The organism is Photobacterium sp. ABD4_091 (assembly GCF_056160145.1).
The window spans coordinates 705,649-722,029 of record NZ_JBSWWQ010000002.1 but is presented as its reverse complement, the minus strand read 5'-3'; the positions used below and the strand labels follow the sequence as shown (position 1 = coordinate 722,029).

The 16,381-nt window shown below is 45.0% G+C and carries 16 protein-coding genes; 8 read left to right on the top strand and 8 right to left on the bottom strand.

Translation table 11 applies throughout. The annotated features are described in order from the left end of the window. Window positions 1-63: 63 nt before the first annotated feature. Complete coding sequence (locus ACXAGQ_RS17525) at window positions 64-1,296, bottom strand: autotransporter domain-containing protein (RefSeq protein ID WP_475255539.1); 1,233 nt, start codon at window positions 1,294-1,296, stop codon at window positions 64-66. A gap of 313 nt (window positions 1,297-1,609) precedes the next feature. On the opposite strand from ACXAGQ_RS17525, the gene ACXAGQ_RS17520 reads away from it, so the two are divergent. From ACXAGQ_RS17520 to ACXAGQ_RS17510, 3 genes are all read left to right on the top strand, one after another. Next, window positions 1,610-2,935 carry a winged helix-turn-helix domain-containing protein gene (locus ACXAGQ_RS17520; protein ID WP_475255537.1) on the top strand — a complete coding sequence of 442 codons (1,326 nt, stop codon included), beginning with the start codon at window positions 1,610-1,612 and terminating at the stop codon, window positions 2,933-2,935. A 77-nt stretch (window positions 2,936-3,012) separates the two neighbouring features. Further along, window positions 3,013-3,402: a hypothetical protein gene (locus ACXAGQ_RS17515; protein ID WP_475255536.1), complete on the top strand. Its 390-nt coding sequence runs from the start codon at window positions 3,013-3,015 to the stop codon at window positions 3,400-3,402. A gap of 87 nt (window positions 3,403-3,489) precedes the next feature. Then, window positions 3,490-3,777 (top strand): hypothetical protein, encoded by a 288-nt coding sequence (locus ACXAGQ_RS17510; protein WP_475255534.1) that lies wholly within the window; start codon window positions 3,490-3,492, stop codon window positions 3,775-3,777. Window positions 3,778-3,859: 82 nt separating this feature from the next. On the opposite strand, the gene ACXAGQ_RS17505 is transcribed toward ACXAGQ_RS17510, so the two are convergent. Continuing rightward, the gene (locus ACXAGQ_RS17505; RefSeq protein ID WP_475255533.1) at window positions 3,860-4,186 is read right to left on the bottom strand and encodes a peptidylprolyl isomerase; all 327 of its coding nucleotides are present in this window, start codon (window positions 4,184-4,186) and stop codon (window positions 3,860-3,862) included. 185 nt (window positions 4,187-4,371) lie between these two features. Further along, a complete protein-coding gene (locus tag ACXAGQ_RS17500) occupies window positions 4,372-5,061 on the bottom strand; it encodes a VC0807 family protein (protein WP_475255531.1) in 690 nt (229 codons plus the stop codon). Between the two features lie 241 nt (window positions 5,062-5,302). Between ACXAGQ_RS17500 and ACXAGQ_RS17495 the strand changes: the two genes are divergently transcribed. Both ACXAGQ_RS17495 and ACXAGQ_RS17490 read left to right on the top strand, forming a co-directional pair. Further along, the gene (locus tag ACXAGQ_RS17495; protein WP_475255530.1) at window positions 5,303-6,847 is read left to right on the top strand and encodes a glutamate synthase-related protein; all 1,545 of its coding nucleotides are present in this window, start codon (window positions 5,303-5,305) and stop codon (window positions 6,845-6,847) included. Window positions 6,848-6,925: 78 nt separating this feature from the next. Beyond that, window positions 6,926-7,465 carry a hydrolase gene (locus ACXAGQ_RS17490; protein WP_475255528.1) on the top strand — a complete coding sequence of 180 codons (540 nt, stop codon included), beginning with the start codon at window positions 6,926-6,928 and terminating at the stop codon, window positions 7,463-7,465. An 85-nt stretch (window positions 7,466-7,550) separates the two neighbouring features. Here the strand turns inward: ACXAGQ_RS17490 and ACXAGQ_RS17485 are convergent, their stop codons facing one another. Together ACXAGQ_RS17485 and ACXAGQ_RS17480 are read right to left on the bottom strand one after the other, a co-directional pair. Continuing rightward, window positions 7,551-8,312: a DmsC/YnfH family molybdoenzyme membrane anchor subunit gene (locus ACXAGQ_RS17485; protein WP_475255526.1), complete on the bottom strand. Its 762-nt coding sequence runs from the start codon at window positions 8,310-8,312 to the stop codon at window positions 7,551-7,553. Window positions 8,313-8,486: 174 nt separating this feature from the next. Then, complete coding sequence (locus ACXAGQ_RS17480) at window positions 8,487-9,893, bottom strand: MDR family MFS transporter (protein WP_475255524.1); 1,407 nt, start codon at window positions 9,891-9,893, stop codon at window positions 8,487-8,489. Between the two features lie 228 nt (window positions 9,894-10,121). Between ACXAGQ_RS17480 and nagA the strand changes: the two genes are divergently transcribed. Both nagA and ACXAGQ_RS17470 read left to right on the top strand, forming a co-directional pair. Next, the gene (gene nagA, locus ACXAGQ_RS17475) at window positions 10,122-11,246 is read left to right on the top strand and encodes an N-acetylglucosamine-6-phosphate deacetylase (protein ID WP_475255522.1); all 1,125 of its coding nucleotides are present in this window, start codon (window positions 10,122-10,124) and stop codon (window positions 11,244-11,246) included. Between the two features lie 112 nt (window positions 11,247-11,358). Next, complete coding sequence (locus ACXAGQ_RS17470; protein WP_475255521.1) at window positions 11,359-12,249, top strand: LysR family transcriptional regulator; 891 nt, start codon at window positions 11,359-11,361, stop codon at window positions 12,247-12,249. Window positions 12,250-12,324: 75 nt separating this feature from the next. On the opposite strand, the gene ACXAGQ_RS17465 is transcribed toward ACXAGQ_RS17470, so the two are convergent. Beyond that, the gene (locus tag ACXAGQ_RS17465; RefSeq protein ID WP_475255520.1) at window positions 12,325-12,627 is read right to left on the bottom strand and encodes a hypothetical protein; all 303 of its coding nucleotides are present in this window, start codon (window positions 12,625-12,627) and stop codon (window positions 12,325-12,327) included. Window positions 12,628-12,940: 313 nt separating this feature from the next. On the opposite strand from ACXAGQ_RS17465, the gene ltaE reads away from it, so the two are divergent. Further along, on the top strand, window positions 12,941-13,951 hold the full coding sequence (gene ltaE, locus ACXAGQ_RS17460) for a low-specificity L-threonine aldolase (protein WP_475255518.1): 1,011 nt from the start codon (window positions 12,941-12,943) through the stop codon (window positions 13,949-13,951). A 74-nt stretch (window positions 13,952-14,025) separates the two neighbouring features. On the opposite strand, the gene ACXAGQ_RS17455 is transcribed toward ltaE, so the two are convergent. Together ACXAGQ_RS17455 and nhaD are read right to left on the bottom strand one after the other, a co-directional pair. Then, window positions 14,026-14,679, bottom strand: coding sequence for a hypothetical protein (locus tag ACXAGQ_RS17455; protein WP_475255517.1), 654 nt, complete (start codon window positions 14,677-14,679; stop codon window positions 14,026-14,028). Between the two features lie 231 nt (window positions 14,680-14,910). Next, window positions 14,911-16,299 (bottom strand): sodium:proton antiporter NhaD, encoded by a 1,389-nt coding sequence (gene nhaD / locus ACXAGQ_RS17450; protein WP_475256615.1) that lies wholly within the window; start codon window positions 16,297-16,299, stop codon window positions 14,911-14,913. Window positions 16,300-16,381 lie beyond the last annotated feature (82 nt).

Here is a 16,381-nt window from a genome sequence, read left to right as displayed (position 1 = left end):
TCGTGCCCATAAAACAAAGCCCGGCTTAGCCGGGCAGATAATCTTTAGATGTCGACATTCACATTAATCCAGCGCCATACTCAGTCCCACAGAGATGGTATAAGCCGATAAGTCGTCATGCCATACCAGTTGACTTGCTTCAGCATAACCATACCAGTCCTTGCTGAGTGCGCCTGAAATACCTAAATGCACACGCCCATAAACATCATCATCAGACTCAATCACAATAGGTAAGATACTGCCAGAATAGTTGGATTTGAGCTGAGAGATGATACGCTCCTTACTGCTGGCGATATCATAATGTAAATACCCCTTCGCATAAGGCTGGAACACACCGAAAGGAGTCCTGAATGGATGCGATATGCTCATACCTGTGATCAACATGGTTGACTCAAGCGCATCAACATCTTCGATCTTTGAGAATAGATAACTAGAATTGCTCAGCGACAATCGCTCCTCGTACCGATCAGTATCCGACAAGGTATATTGTAAGCTGCTTTCCAGAGCAATATTTAAGTAGTTATATTCAAAAATATAACCAGTACCCAACGAGAACACCCATATATCTGAGTCTGCTTCACTCGCATTATTAACAACAGGGTCGGTGTACAAAGTCACCTGCCGCTCTATATCGGTGTCCATCACCGCATAACTGGCGTTAAAGTCTATAAACCATGCATCTTGGAAGTAGGTGAAATACCCAGAAGCCATTAAGCCATCAATTTCGGTATCACTGCCTTCTGACAAAGGTTTATAGAACGGTAAACCCAACGTTAACCCGAATAAATATTGGTTTTGATATAAATAATCCCCACCTAGGGTTAACGAGTAACCACTTTGCTCCTGCTCTGCCGATTTGCTAAATGATGCATTATCGGCAAGCACGGTATTATCTACTCGAATATAGCCGGCAACTTGGGAGTGATAACCGTCTCCGAATACTCCGCTATCTGCCAAGGCTTTTTCTGGTAAGCCTGGCGGTGTATAAACTGAAAGGGGATCATTGCTATACAATGGCACATAAGATGATGAGATACGGTGCCCATGTGACGCATGCCTTAATCCGGCAGAATTAGCATGGTTGTTTATAGACCGATATTTTTTATCGACTTTATCACCCCGGACATGGCTAGCCATGCCTTTGAGTTCTGCCATCGCCGTATCAACTTCTGCAGTAAGCTTTTTCTTCAATGACCCATCAAATAAATCCGAGCCAAAAGCATTATTAGCCGCTACAAAACCAATGATACAGATCACGGGCAGGCAGGATTTTCCCCTTACAACTGACGCAATCATATAGCCCCCAATTTCACGCCACTTATTTATCTACAAACTGCGATGTGGCTTATAGTTATGAGTGTAGATAGCCTTGGGAGTCCAAAAGTATGAACTGCACGACCGTCGCAAAAACTATACAATTCTCTTTTTTTTGATATTAAAACTGTCTCTAACCATAAATTTTTGTTCAAATCCGGAGTAAAAAAATGCCCTATATATGGTTGTGAATTTCGAAGTATGGCAAAATTGTCAAATTAAATAGATACTTATATTTCCCTGTTGAATAATTCAGCCCCGATTTAACTAACACATATGATACTGAGCACATTAAATGTCCAAGAAAGTTAATGATTCTAACCACGTAGCACAGATTTCTGATAACTTTTTCTTTGACTGCCAAAAAAAATCATTATTCAGTCAAGCTGGTCAAATACTGCTAAATCGAGCTGAAAAAGAAGTGCTGTTCCAGCTCGTTAGCAGAACACCGGATATGGTCAGTAAAAAAGATTTAATAACAGCCGGTTGGGCACGGGAAGGCGTATCTGAAACATCACTTTTTCAAACGATCCGTACGCTTAGGATTAAGCTTCAGGAAGAAGAAATAGGTCAATATATCCAGCTTGTCCCACGCTTAGGATATAAAATAACTATAAGAAAATTTGTGACACCAGTTGAAATCAGTGTCGGTATAACCTCTACAAAACACGCTCACAAAGCCAAAGCAAAAAATCACACACACCTGCTTAGCCTGTTGTTATTAGTTGTATGTATCCCTTTATTTTGGTTTCTTTCCAATGGTTGGGTTGCCAATTATAAGTACAAACTCATTAATGATGATAAAAATAATACAATTATCTTTTTGTCTTTGTGGCAGGATGACTTCGACTACCTCCTCCAAGCTAATGACACCTTCATCACCCCCGGCAACCTCAACAATAAGCTTATGTTTATTCACAAGCTAGATAATGAATTTTCTATTGCACTCTGTGATAAGACACCGGATGGCTGCGATATCAACACCGCCCATGCAATTAACTTCCATCACTCTGAACTGACTGCAATATGGGATCTTCTTGGAAACTATCTACCGAAGGTGCCGCCACTCGCTTCAATGGATGTACTGAAGGACAATACCTCCATCCAGACTGGGGTTAAGTCCTATAATATTTTCCTGGAAAACGGTGCTTTTACAGCAACTCTTTCACATCATTTCGCTAATTTAGTTGATGACGGGAGTTGGTATTTCAACACAATTAATTATCGTCCAACCGCTGATCATACTCAGTTCATCGCTTATACCTTCCGAGGCGGGAGAGCTACGATGAATGAGAACAGCAAAATGCCCTTCTTAATATCCGTTGATAGTTTTCCTGAATACCACTACTGGGCGCTTAGTCCTGAAGACCAAAAACAGTTTGGCATCAAGCCATTCACTCAGCGTGAACTTGAAACTAATGATTTCAATGTCAATGTCGATGAGTACACAAGCTACTTGCTATACCGCCAGCCACGTCTTCAATTGTGGCTCTCTGAAGGGTACGGCTTTCACTGGTTCATTAAGCAAAAGAGCGATGATGATGTCTTCAATAAATTAATTGAGGGAACCAAGTGTTCAGCCTTACCCATTAAGTTTGACAACCCTTCAATATGCCCTTAGCCCCTAGAATGAGAGGATAACCTACCGCATCCTGCACCTGCGTATATACTTACACAATCCGGTTGCGAGGAGGCTGTATGCTAAACAATATTAATATGTTGTATCTTTTTGGCTTCCTCTCATTTAATACTTCAGCAGTTGATCAACTAGATTCTATCACCGATGAAATTTGCCTGTGTTTAGAGGCACCTCACCAGCAAGTTGAAAAAGAGCTCGATTTGTTGCTTGTAGCCCAAGACGCCAAGGATCTTGCTGGCATAACCCACTCCCAAAACCTCATAATGGAACTCATTAGTGCTTCAAAGCTGTGTCTGGAGTCTTACCGCCAGCGATACCCTGACATAGCGAAAGACATCACCATGGAGGAACAAGCACTCAGCCTTTTAGATCAAAAATGCCCTGACCCACTTCTTGTCTACAGAAGCAAAACGGAAAACGTGCCGGTGCTACAAGAAAACAGTCACTAAACCAATAGAACGGTTATTGCGATCGCGATTGAATGTAAATAATATGTAAAATAAACCTACAAGAGTACAGGGATTGGGGGCAGCTTTATGGTAGTGAAAAAAGCGCTATTTCTGTTTTTTTATCACTTGAGAACATTCTTTGAATTAACTTTCAAGCCAATGCTCGGGCTTCTTACCATTGGCATCCTTGTTGCTCTCTTACTCATGATCTCAGGTCAAAACCAGATGGTTGGCATGTTGGTTTTGCTGGGCTGCATTAGCATTGCATTGTGGATCGCTCTCGTTCGCTACTACTATTCAGCTATCCTCTGTTGGTCCGATACCCGAGAAGATGACACAACAATCATCCCCTTTCCTGCCCGAACAGATAACTAGCAGGAAGATATAAACAAGCAATGCTGAAATAACAAGCCTAAAAAAGGCGCACAAGGCGCCTTCATTCAAAGTGAGTGACTTATCAAACAGTGTAAAGCACTTTGATAATATGCCAGCCAAACTTGGTCTTTACGACTTCTGGGATCAACCCACGTAACTCTGGGTTCTTCAATTTCAGTGCTTCACTGGTGCTTATCGCTTTGTTGGAGAAAACCGCTTTATCAAACTGCGGCACCATCTGGCCTTTACGGAACTCACCCAAGTCACCACCTTTTTTGCCTGACGGGCATGTGGAATGCTTCTTTGCCAACGTCTGGAATTTTGCACCCTTCTTCAATTGCTGAAGAAGATCCTCTGCCAGTTCTTTATGTTTCACCAGAATGTGTAGTGCATGTGCAGTGCGAGCCATGGAGTACCTCATTTTTCTATGCTGCTATAACAGCATTATTCAATATCGCTTGCTCTTGCATCTACCGAATAGGCAAGAGCTTTTGGCGTGAACTATACACGTCTATCGCTTTTCAACCAACTCTGCTTTTCAGAAGACATAAAAAAAGCCAGCAATGATGCTGGCTTTGATTGCAGAGCGTGCTGTTACTGCTCAGCTTTCAATATTTCGGCAGTTTCAAGCTGGGTCATCTGACGGATCTGACGCCACATATAAAAGAAAATACCCATCATCATTATCATGGAAGGAATCGCAATCGCAGGGTAACTCACCAGCGTTAGGCGTCCCAATTCTTCATTGAATGCCTGAGAGCCAGCAGGGCTAGTGACAATCATTTTAGCCAGGATGTAGTTCATTGCTGATGAGAATACGAAAGTACCGGCGAACAGGTAATTCGATGTTAGCAAGCGACGGTCAAAATCACGCTTGCGCCCGAACTCGTTCAACTTTTCGTTTATGAGGGGAAGGTTCAATACCGTGTCGTTAAACAGCATCTTGCTAACAACTGGGTACTTGGTGAAGGTCGACGCAAATACACCGATACCAATCAAGCCAGGGATCAATGCCTCTTTGACTGCTAACCATTTCGGGTCAAGCTGCAATAGGCCGATACCACCAGTCAGGAGTACACTGATAAAACCTAACAAAGATATAAAGTTGAATTTTTTGTACTTAATGAGCTCGTAGCCACCCAGCACAACCGGAAAAGCCAAGGCAACTACCAAAGCGCCAACAGAGCCTAGGTATTCATCACCACTGAGCTTCATCAATACAACTGAAGGCACGATGACATTAAAAATCAAATCGTTAAGAGGGCTAGCTTTCTTTTCCGTCATAGTATTTTACAAAGTCTTTTAAACGTAAACATCTGCATTGTTCCGTGAATTAGGTCCGCTGTAAAGTAGCTGACCGTTACAAAAGATTAAATTGTCTTTTCTGAATTAGCAAAAATCATTCAATTTCGCTATCAATCGTCTAACGATCCCTTCGTTTACCCTAGCAACGACAATCGTGCAAACATGCGCATCCTCTTCCATACTTTGAGCATACTTTTTGGCTGTTCTTGTGGAGCGATTAATGAGTAAGCCTGTCATTGCAAATAACAAACCCGTCAAAGTTCAGTTAGAAAAAGGGCAAACCTACTACTTCTGCACCTGCGGGCGTTCGACCAAACAACCTTTTTGTGATGGCTCGCACCAAACGACCGACTTCAAGCCAAAGAGCTTCAAAGCCGAGCAAGATGGCGATGCCTTTCTTTGTGCCTGCAAACATACTGCGAATGCGCCATTTTGCGACGGTACACACAAGCAATTTAGCCAAGAGGATGTTGGCAATGAAGGTCCGGGAGTGACAGCAAGCCAAGATGCGCTCCCAACCGCCAAGGCAACAAAAGAAGAGCCCACCGTTGAGTTCATCCACCAGTTAGCCCGAGAGGGGCTCAGTAACCTTGGTCACCACGGTGCCATGACTGCCATGGGAGTCCCCCGTTACCAACTCCCTGATTGGAATGATATACAAATCATGGTGGCCCAGATGGCTAAAAAGCCGCTGATGGAAGATGCCAAGGTAGGAACGGAATTGGTTATTGGGCCTAAAGCGAAAAAGCCACTTGTGCTTAGCATGCCTTTGTTTGTTTCTGACATGAGTTTCGGTGCCCTTTCCGAGGAAGCTAAAACAGCACTTGCCATGGGCGCAGAAATGGTTGGTACCGGTATCTGCTCAGGGGAAGGAGGTATGCTAGCAGAAGAGCAGCAAGCCAACAGCCGGTACTTCTACGAGCTGGCCAGCGCTATGTTTGGTTACCACGAAGGCTTATTGAAAAAAGTCCAAGCCTTCCATTTCAAAGGAGGACAAGGTGCAAAAACCGGTACAGGGGGCCACCTTCCAGCAATTAAAAATACCGGTAAAATTGCCAAGACCCGCTGCCTACAAGAGGGTACAGATGCCATTTCTCCCCCCACCTTCAAAGATCTGAAAACACCACGCGACTTCGCTGCTTTTGCTGAAAATGTCCGGGTGATCACTGGAGGGATCCCTATTGGATTCAAACTCAGCGCCAACCATATTGAGCGAGACATGGGTTTTGCTCTCGAGGCAGGTGCTGACTACATCATCCTCGATGGCCGTGGCGGAGGAACCGGTGCCGCACCTGAAATTTTCAGGGATCATATTAGTGTTCCCACCATACCGGCTCTAGCAAGAGCAAGATACTTCCTCGATAAGCAAGGTATGACGGGGGAAGTGACATTAATTATTACTGGCGGCTTGCGCACGCCAACTGATTTCATCAAAGCTATGGCCTTAGGGGCTGATGGCATTGCGCTGGCCAATAGCGCTATGCAAGCCATAGGTTGTGTGGGAGCTAGGATCTGCAATACCAATAACTGCCCCGCAGGGATTGCCACGCAAAACCCAGAGCTGCGCAAGAAGCTCGACCCCAATATCGCTGCAGGTAAGCTATCTAACTTTTTAACGGCATCTTGCGAATTAATGCAGGTGATGGCGCGAGCCTGTGGCCATCATCACCTTAACCAGTTCAACCAAGATGATTTAGCAACCTGGAATCGAGAAATGGCGCAACTTGCTGGTATTGAATACTCGGGATTTAAGCAACGCGAATAACCAAATTGCGAACAGGCTATTTTTAATCGCCCTCAAATTCCTATATGGTAGTAGCTTAACTAATGAGTGGATATTCATATGCTTACAACAAACGATACTGCGCTAGTAATAGTTGATGTCCAGGGAAAGCTGGCTCAAATCATGGACGGCAAAGAAACCCTTTTCAAAAGCCTAGAAACGGTTGTTAAAGGTGCCAAAATTCTGGATATCCCGATTATTTGGGTAGAGCAAATTCCTCACAAGCTAGGCCCAACCATTCCGCAAATCTCTGATCACTTGCATGGTCACACCCCAATCGCAAAAAATAGCTTCAGCTGTTATCGAGAGCCTAAATTTGTCGAAGCATTGGCTGCATCAGGCTGCAAGAACGTAATTGTAGTCGGTATCGAAGCTCATATTTGTGTTTACCAAACAGTTCGCCAACTACTTGAAGCGGACTATCATGTAGAGGTTGTTGCCGATGCTGTGTCGTCACGCAACCCAACGAATAAACAAGTTGCCCTGCAAAAGATGCAGCAATTTGGTGCGTCGTTAACAACAGCCGAAATGCTAATTTTCGAACTCCAGGAAGTGGCCGAAGGTGACCGTTTTAGGGAAATCCTAGGCGTTGTAAAATAGTCACTTGAGACTTACTCATACAAAAAACCGCGATGCTAAAACCTTAGCATCGCGGTTTTTTGTTGGGGGCTAAATGAGAGTATGCCTAATAACCAACACCCGCAAAGTATGATGAAAGTACGCTCAAGGCTAATGCAAAAGTCATTACACTCATCACAGGCTTGCTCTTGGTCATAATAGGCATATACCAAACGCCCACAGCAGCCAATAACAGCCCGAGGCTCACGACCTGAGCAACGAAAGGCATGATTGTCCCCTCTGCTTCAATTTGGCTCGCCAGCTCTCCGAGTTGCGCCAAACCGGTCAGCAAGCAAACAATAGCGATAGCTGCGCCTACTCGGGGCAATATCGAATTCAATTCTTCAACTTTGTGTTTTGCTCTAATTAGACATGCATGTGCTAGCAGCGTCCCCCCACACAGCGTAGTCGCCAAGAAATGTGAAGCAACAAGCCATTGCTCACTGCGCATCATCAAGCCATTGAACAAGTAGCCTGCACCTACGGCAACAGCGAGTGCCAGGCAACACTTACGAAAAGCATCTGAGCCAACTAGCGCTTTTTCTGCAAACCAATACATTAACGCAGAGGCAAAAAATGTTATAGCAAGAAGTGCCTCGTACCCTATCTGATAACCATCGTCAGTTTTAGAAAGCATCAAATTGAGTTCCCGCAACATGAGTGCACAAAAAAGCATTAGCCATAAAACAGGCATAGCCCTATGCAGCCTATCTGCTTGGCCAAAACACAGCTTGCCCGTAAACAGTGCTAGGCCTTGTACAATAAATGCACCAATGGCTAATTGGGTTAACACACTAGAAAGAATAAACGGCCACTCATACCATGCCATGACTCACCTCGTCGCCACACACCGTGACGATATTAAAAACTAAGGCGGCGTATTGTGCCTGACAGCAATAATTTGTCCACAAAAAAGCCCTGTTTAAATCCAAGCGACTTCAAGGTAACTTAGATTTAAACAGAGCTTTTCATTGAGTCGATTGTGCGGAGCTAGATATGCTCTCTATTGCTCGGGTTTATAAGACCGCTTGGGCTTAGCCACATCCGTCGATAACGGCTGCACCTTCAAGCACAAAAGTGCCACAACCAAAGATACCACTGCAACAATAACCAAGCCGCCGTAGGTTACTGTGAAGCCCTGCCCCAACGCGACGGGATCGAACTGTGCAAGGCCGTCTGCACTTCCTTCCCCCACCAGTACAGGCACTTTGATATGAAAGAGCGCCGCACAAAACGCAACACCTATCGCACCGCCAAACTCACGGCCATAGCCAAACATGGAAAGCCCGATCCCCCTATCCTGGGGAGGTAATACATTCTGCACAACAACATTCAAGCTTGGTAATGTCAGCCCAAGCCCCAAACCAGCAAACGCAAGGGCTACAGTCATCAGCAAGCCTTGATATAGGAGGAAAACGGCGACAACGGACATCGCAAAACCGAGCACAACCAGTGATTTATAGTAACCCGTTTTGGCGATTCGTTTGCCCCCTAGATATGCCCCACTGGTAATACTCATCATAAAGACCATCATGATAAGGCCACTAGCCGAGGCGGTCATGCCATGCTGCCATTGCATCTGTAGCGGTAGATACACCAGCACAGCAAACATCAGGAGCTGCGAACACATGATGAGCAAAACACTGATGAGATAACCAGGAAGCTCAAACAGCCTAGCAGGGAGAATCGGATCAGTAACTCGCTTCTCGACAATAATAAACATCATGGTTGCGACAATAGTCGCGAGGATCAAACCCACTTTGCTGAACGCGATATCCGGTGACATCAACAACAGCAAGAGCGTGGTAATTGTCATCAATAAACCGGCTCCAGCCCAGTCAAAACGGCTATCGCGCCCTTTACTGAGGTGCTTGAGGTTAGTATTAATCATCCACAACGCCAAAGCGCCTAGCGGTAGATTGATCCAAAATACCCAACGCCAACTCAAGTGTTCGGCAAAGTAGCCGCCAAGCAATGGGCCAGCAATACTCGATGCGGCATATACCGCAGATATGTACCCCTGGTACTTACCGACTTCACGCGCAGGAATACAATCAGCAATAACCGTGAATGCAAGGGCAATCAAGCCACCACCGCCAATCCCTTGTAATACCCTCGCCCCTACTAGGGTCGGTAAGTCTTGGGCTATAGCACAAGCGACCGAGCCCAACAGGAATAATGCGACACTGACATTGAGCATCTTTACCCTGCCAAAAATATCACTCAATTTGCCATACACTGGCAATACAGCGGTTGCTGCCAATAGGTAGGCCGTCACCACCCAGGTCAGGGCTTGTCCGGCTCCCAACTCCTCACCAATGATCGGCAACGGCGTCGTAACAATGCTTTTTTCTAGTGAACCCAGCGCAATAACCAATGCAACGCTGGCAAAAATCGTTTTAGGCGACATATGCCCTCCTGTGAATGCGCCACAAGGATAAATCAAACAATTGATTACGAAAACAAAATATTACGGAGCATAAGCTGACATTAATAGCCATTACAGGATTGACAAGCGAGAAGTATTACTCTAACTTATTTTTTAAAAGAAAATAAGTTAACTTGTATCACACAGATTTGCTTAATCGTAGGGTAAAGCATTCACTTATTCTATAACGCTTCGAAAGATGGGACGCCTATGTACGCTATCACAAATATCAATGTTTTTAACGGTCGAGACACCCTCGAAAACCATGCAATTATTGTTAACGGCGATACCATTGAGGCCATCGTTCCGATGGAAGGCAGTAGCCTACCAGCAACAGTCCATGATGGGCAGGGCCTGACAGCAACCGCGGGGTTCATTGACCTACAGCTCAATGGTTGCGGCGGCGTAATGCTAAATGTCGATCTCTCAAAGCAAACACTTGACACCATGAATGCGACTAACATTCAGAACGGCACCACCCAATACCTGCCGACACTCATTACTAGCAGGCAAGAAACCATGTGCCAAGCCGTAGAGCTAGTTTCTACAATTCAAAACCATGAGAGCGAAGGTATCATCGGTCTGCACCTAGAAGGGCCATTTATTAGCAAAGAAAAAAAAGGGGCCCATAATGAAAGCCACATTCGAATCTTGGATGAGCTAACAGCGCAATACCTAGCAGATAATGCAAACCACATTTCTGTGGTGACCCTAGCACCGGAAAATACATCCCAAGCTGTTATCGATATACTCAACGATGCGGGTATTACAGTATCTCTGGGTCATACTAACGCTAGTTACCAGCAGCTATCAGCCAAAAAGAACCTGAAAATGGCGACGCATTTATACAATGCAATGACACCTCTGGGCTCCAGAGAGCCTGGCACCGTGGGTTATATTTTCGATAAAAAACCCCATGCCGGCATCATTGTGGATGGCATCCACTCTTCTTACGCCTCTGTTCGCATTGCTCACCAATTACTTGGCGAAAAACTATTTATGGTGACTGATGCTGTTGCCCCTGCCGGCACGGATATGACCGAATATGACATGGCCGGCACCACTGCGTATGTCACCGATGGCAAATGCCATTACGCTGACGGAACGATTGCCGGTGCAGCCATTACAATGATTCAAGGTGTAAAAAACTTAATAAATCATGTTGGCCTTAGCCGAGAGGAAGCGCTTCGAATGGCCAACCTCTACCCTGCTAAAGCGGCTGGAATTGCCGATCAGTACGGCCAGCTCTCTCCAGGCTACAAAGCCAACATTACTTTGCTCGATGATCACAATGATGTGTGCTCTGTATACCAGATGGGTAAAAAGCACTTTTAAGCACAAAACATATATATCGTAGAAAGCGGATACCTTTGGGTATCCGCTTGACGTTATAGCTAGGCAAATGGTACTAATCGCTTCATGTTGTCTAAACAGTCCTTTATCTTCGATGCTAAATAACCAATGGCTACATACTTTTATCACCTTGGTGGAAGTTGGCCACTTCACTCAAACCGCAGAAAAGCTGTTTATGACCCAACCAGGTGTCAGCCAGCATATTAAGAAGCTGGAAGAGCAAGCCGGCACACCGTTGATCAAACGTATCGGCAAACGGTTTGAGTTAACCCCCGCAGGCCAACACCTTTACCAGTACGGGTTAAGACGGCAGGAAGAAGAGAAGCAACTATTGGGACAGCTTTTGGCTGATGACCCATATAGCGGAGCGTGTCATCTGGCCTGTTCAGGCTCCTTAGCCATGTTTTTGTACCCTCATTTTCTCGCCCACCAACAAGAACACCCGGCAATGAGTATCCACTTAGAGTCGGCACCGAACCAAAAGATTCTTGAAGGGATCAAAAATAGTCAATTTGATATCGGCATTATTACGCATGCTGTTGAAGATCAGTATTTCGAGCATACACAAATTGGCCAGGAAGCATTATGCGTCGTTGTGCCAGCGACCTACCCTGACGATAAACTGGACATGACATCGCTCTATTCAGCCGGCTTTATCAACCACCCTGACGGTAAGCACTACCTACAACAGGTTCACAACGCCAATTACAGCGACAGCCATTTTGATTTCAACAAAATCAAACAGACGGGGTACATCAACCAGCTCAATCAAATCTTGCTGCCAGTCTCTAAAGGACTCGGGTTCACGGTACTTCCAGAAAAAGCCGTTAATCACTTTAGCTATCAAGAGAAAATCAAAACCTTAGCGCTACCCAATATCGTCCGCCAAGACCTCTATTTAATCAGAAAGCTACATAAGCCTTTACCCAAGCGCTATCTACATATCATTGATAAAATAACGGCACTGTTAAGTGACAATAAATAAAAAAATCCTGCTGTTTAGGCAGGATAAAAGAACTCTTCACACAGGTGCAGAACCAATATGTCATAGATCTAGACGTTACAGATCCCGCATTAAAATTTCATATTCCTCTTCAGCAAGCTCTATGAGCTTGGCAAGTTCTCGTGCATCATCACTCGACAAAGGCAATTGCCACTGCACATCATCCTTTTGAAGCTGACTTTTACAAACAAGTTCTGTTTTTTTACCTTTAGAATAGAAATAGAGCTGGTCAAACTCACCACTCAAATGGCTATTCTGCTCTACAATATCCACCTCAAGCTCTCCTACAGGACTTACAGTAACCTCAGCATGTAGATTTGATTCTCCAGGTAAAATGAAATGTCTATGCTCAGCCAACATATGACAGCCTCCTATCTGACTTACGCCATGATTCTCCCGCGACAGCGAACTTACCAGAGTAGCCCGCTGATCAACGCTGCATGCAGCGCCCCAGTCTGCTTTCAGTAATAAGTCTAGTTAAAACAAAAACCATCTAATTAAAATTCACGAAAAGATAACAAATATTCAATCGTTTTTTTGCTCGGTATCAAATTTTCGCTATTTCAAAAAAATCATGGCATGGTTTTCTATCCACAAAGGTCAGTTTCTGGCAAAGTCATATACCAAAGGCAAATAACGCCCAGATTCAACCATCAAAACCAAGGAAGTACCCATGATAGATTTTCGTTCTGACACGATTACCCGCCCTACGCAGGCCATGAGAGATGCAATGGCGACAGCACCTGTAGGGGATGATGTGTACGGTGATGATCCTACCGTCAATGATCTAGAGCAGTGGGCGGCAGAGCGTCATGGTTTTGAAAGTGCACTCTTTTGTAGTTCTGGCACCCAGGCTAATTTGCTGTCGCTCATGGCTCACTGCGAACGTGGTGATGAATATCTATGCGGCCAACAAGCCCATAACTATATGTTTGAAGGTGGCGGTGCAGCTGTACTTGGCTCAATCCAACCGCAGCCGATTGAAAATGAAATAGACGGCACACTTCCCTTTACCAAATTGCGCGCAGCGATCAAACCCGATGACGCTCACTTTGCCCGTACTCGCCTCCTAAGCCTCGAGAACACAATTAATGGAAAAGTCTTGCCCCTTTCCTACATGGCAGAAGCTCGAGAATTTGTAGACCAACATAACCTCAAGCTGCATTTGGACGGAGCCCGAGTTTACAATGCTGCCACAGCCCTGAATGTGGACATCAAAGAAATCAGCCAATATTTTGATTCTATGACAGTGTGTTTGTCTAAAGGCTTGGGGGCACCAATTGGGTCGCTGGTATTAGGTGATAGTGCTTTTATCGCCAGAGTGCGTCGTTGGAGAAAAGTGCTGGGCGGAGGCATGAGACAAGCCGGTATATTAGCCGCAGCAGCCAAAATAGCGCTGACTGATCATGTAGATCGCCTTGATGAAGATCACGCCAATGCAAAGAAATTGGCTGAAGGCTTAAGTCGCTTACCGGGATTTAACGTCAATACTGATGTGGTTCAAACCAACATTGTCTTTACCAAAGTGGATCCAGCAATCGACCAGCAACAATTAGCACAGGCGCTGAAAGCGAAAGATATCATTATCACCCCAGGAAATCCGATGCGGCTCGTCACCCACCTTGATATCAGTAGTGAGGATATCGATACCTTCCTTATTGAGTTGGAAGCCGCTTTGAAATAACCAATCAAATATAATAAAGGCGCTTAACTCACTGTGAGTTAAGCGCCTTAATGTCTCTACCAAGCGAGTTCAAACTAGAAACGGTAGCCAAGACTCACTGATGATAGCCCGTGTTCAACTTTAATATCGCCATCATCCATTCTTGTTGGCACAACCAGCCTCAAGCCCAACTCCCATTGCTTATAATTGACTACCGTGCCGAGGTGGGAACTAAAGCCAAACCCCGAAGTGTCAAAACCTATCTGGGTATTATCCGAATTCTTTAATTTTCCATCAGCATTGAGATAATGCACACCCGCACCAATTTCAAAGCGCCAGCTTTTACACGATGAACAGAGTTTTCGATCACCGAGCTGGTAAAACAATACCGGTGTAAGCCCAACGGAATACCCTTTGTAGTCGCCGCCAACAAACTGATCATCATCACCATCGTCGTAATCAAGATCAAAGTAGCTTGCTGACATTTCAGTGTGATAGCCCCAGCGCGTTGATTCAGAGAAAAAATACGGCGCTTGAAAGAGAGAGATAACAGGGGTAACCGAATGTGATGAATTAAATGGAATATTGTTGAATTGCCCCTGACGAGAGATATCAACATTACCGGTCGATTTAGCAATGGCCAACTTCACACTGGGAACCCGGAACAAAGTATCCAAGTCCAAAGCACTGGCCGATGGGGCCGAACAAAGCGCAACTACGCCAAAAATTAAACATCCTTTATTTTTCATACGCCATCCTATGACTAATACAGCTTATCAACCTCAAGTACAAACCTTATTGAGGTGGCTTGGGTATACTTCTAGTTAAGCACGACAATTACCCAAAAAAAAGCCCAGCATTTGCTGGGCTTACATTTCATTATTCTTTAGTGATGTTCTACACACTTTCTTTATATCACAGTCATTTGACAGGTGTTTTTTTAACCAGATGCGTTTTTAAAACCTGCTTCCAATACAGTATTAGAATAAATGATTATTCAAAAATAGATGGCAAAGGATGCTAGCAATATACCCCAAAGCAATAACGGGCATCCATTTAAGATGACCGAAGAAAGTATATTTCCCATGAGCCGCCCCCATCAGTGCTACGCCAGCCGCAGAGCCAATCGACAGCAAGCTACCACCAACACCAGCAGTCAACGTTACCAGCAACCAGTTACCCAGTGAGAGCTCTGGCTGCATTGTCAAAACTGCAAACATGACAGGAATATTATCTACAATGGCTGACAATATGCCTACCATCACATTGGCCCAGACAGGATCCCATTGGGTGTACATAATCTCAGAGACCACTCCCAAATAACCCAACAAGCTGAGGCCACCCACACACATCACCACCCCGTAGAAGAATAACAAGGTATCCCACTCGGCATGTGAAACCCGTTTGAACACATCAAAAGGCACTACCGAGCCAATCCGCTTTAGGGCTTCTTCATCATTATTAGCGATTGCCAATGCGGTTTTCTTTTCCAACGAACGCGGCAGGGTTTTGCGAAGGTAAAAACCAAAGAACTGCAAGTAAGCCAAGCCCATCATCATGCCAATCACCGGTGGGAAATGAACCCAGGCATGGAAGCCAACCGCTGTTGCGATAGTCATAATGAACAAGAACACAATGCGCCTTGCCCCACGTTTCAATTCGACATACTCGCTTGTGGTATTTGGTCGCGTCTTAGGCACAAAGAACGACATGATGATCGCAGGGATCAGGTAATTCACCAGGGATGGAATAAACAAATCGAGGAACTGCATGAAGCTAACGAGACCAGTCTGCCAAACCATCAAGGTCGTAATATCGCCAAAAGGACTGAACGCCCCGCCAGCATTGGCTGCTACGACAATATTGATACAAGCAATATTAATAAAGCGAAGGTTGCTACCGCCAACTTTCATCACAACCGCACACATAAGCAGAGCTGTCGTCAGGTTATCTGCGATAGGAGAAATAACAAAGGACAAGAAACCAGTCAGCCAAAACAGGCTCCTGAAGTTAAACCCCTTACTGACCATCCATGCTTGCAATGAATCAAAAAGACGCCGCTCTTCCATCGCACTGATATAGGTCATAGCGACTAATAAGAACAGTAACAGTTCGGCATATTCCAGTAAGTTATGCTCCAGGGCTGACTGTGCCAATTCTATCTGTCCTAGTTGTTGGAAGACAAAACCGATCATCAACCAAATTAAGCCAGCAGCTAACAAAACTGGCTTCGATTTTCTTAACTGAAGATACTCTTCCCCCATGACCAAACAGTATGCAAGGCCAAAAATAATTAATGAAGCGTACCCCACTGTCGACTGGGTAAGATCTGTTCCTGGTACCGCCGCAAAAACATTTCCTGATGCCATCAGGGTTGCTGCGCTCCCCCCGCACAACATACTTCCTCGTAACCGATTCATTGCTACTCAACTCCATGAGTGATTTACCTAG

What these genes read in the sequence shown, in the direction of transcription:
- ACXAGQ_RS17525 (WP_475255539.1), bottom strand. Translation starts at nt 1,296, where the DNA reads ATGATTGCGTCAGTTGTAAGGGGAAAATCCTGCCTGCCCGTGATCTGT.
- ACXAGQ_RS17520 (WP_475255537.1), top strand. Translation starts at nt 1,610, where the DNA reads ATGTCCAAGAAAGTTAATGATTCTAACCACGTAGCACAGATTTCTGAT.
- ACXAGQ_RS17515 (WP_475255536.1), top strand. Translation starts at nt 3,013, where the DNA reads ATGCTAAACAATATTAATATGTTGTATCTTTTTGGCTTCCTCTCATTT.
- ACXAGQ_RS17510 (WP_475255534.1), top strand. Translation starts at nt 3,490, where the DNA reads ATGGTAGTGAAAAAAGCGCTATTTCTGTTTTTTTATCACTTGAGAACA.
- ACXAGQ_RS17505 (WP_475255533.1), bottom strand. Translation starts at nt 4,186, where the DNA reads ATGGCTCGCACTGCACATGCACTACACATTCTGGTGAAACATAAAGAA.
- ACXAGQ_RS17500 (WP_475255531.1), bottom strand. Translation starts at nt 5,061, where the DNA reads ATGACGGAAAAGAAAGCTAGCCCTCTTAACGATTTGATTTTTAATGTC.
- ACXAGQ_RS17495 (WP_475255530.1), top strand. Translation starts at nt 5,303, where the DNA reads ATGAGTAAGCCTGTCATTGCAAATAACAAACCCGTCAAAGTTCAGTTA.
- ACXAGQ_RS17490 (WP_475255528.1), top strand. Translation starts at nt 6,926, where the DNA reads ATGCTTACAACAAACGATACTGCGCTAGTAATAGTTGATGTCCAGGGA.
- ACXAGQ_RS17485 (WP_475255526.1), bottom strand. Translation starts at nt 8,312, where the DNA reads ATGGCATGGTATGAGTGGCCGTTTATTCTTTCTAGTGTGTTAACCCAA.
- ACXAGQ_RS17480 (WP_475255524.1), bottom strand. Translation starts at nt 9,893, where the DNA reads ATGTCGCCTAAAACGATTTTTGCCAGCGTTGCATTGGTTATTGCGCTG.
- nagA (WP_475255522.1), top strand. Translation starts at nt 10,122, where the DNA reads ATGTACGCTATCACAAATATCAATGTTTTTAACGGTCGAGACACCCTC.
- ACXAGQ_RS17470 (WP_475255521.1), top strand. Translation starts at nt 11,359, where the DNA reads ATGCTAAATAACCAATGGCTACATACTTTTATCACCTTGGTGGAAGTT.
- ACXAGQ_RS17465 (WP_475255520.1), bottom strand. Translation starts at nt 12,627, where the DNA reads ATGTTGGCTGAGCATAGACATTTCATTTTACCTGGAGAATCAAATCTA.
- ltaE (WP_475255518.1), top strand. Translation starts at nt 12,941, where the DNA reads ATGATAGATTTTCGTTCTGACACGATTACCCGCCCTACGCAGGCCATG.
- ACXAGQ_RS17455 (WP_475255517.1), bottom strand. Translation starts at nt 14,679, where the DNA reads ATGAAAAATAAAGGATGTTTAATTTTTGGCGTAGTTGCGCTTTGTTCG.
- nhaD (WP_475256615.1), bottom strand. Translation starts at nt 16,299, where the DNA reads ATGGCATCAGGAAATGTTTTTGCGGCGGTACCAGGAACAGATCTTACC.